The organism is Curvibacter sp. GW821-FHT01G03, assembly GCF_059422285.1.
In genome coordinates this window covers 1-298 of record NZ_JBWKWP010000070.1, presented here as the reverse complement: position 1 = coordinate 298, position 298 = coordinate 1, and the positions used below count along the sequence as shown (strand labels likewise).

The 298-nt window shown below is 58.4% G+C and carries 1 protein-coding gene; it reads left to right on the top strand.

The window, feature by feature from the left end; translation table 11 throughout:
- Positions 1-81 precede the first annotated feature (81 nt).
- Positions 82-298 (top strand): transposase (locus AC07VS_RS28855; protein WP_494752703.1); only part of this gene is annotated, 217 nt, incomplete at its 3' end.

Here is a 298-nt window from a genome sequence, read left to right as displayed (position 1 = left end):
TGAGGTTGCCCTCGGATTTCGGAGTTCATAGCTCAGCCCGGAGAATGCCGGGAAAGGAGAGAAGAGATGAACGCTGGAGTGATGAGCAGAGCCAAGTACACCTTGGAGTTCAAGCAAGAAGCTGTCAGGCAAGTCAAGGCCGGACGACCAGCCTCCGTGGTGGCAAAGACCTTGGGCATGCCCAGCGCTAGCTTGACCAACTGGGTTCGGGCAGACGCAAAAGGGCAGCTTGGGGTATCGGCAGATGGCAAGCCCGCAGCAGTGGTGAGCCCTGAACAGGCAGAGATTGCCCGACTGA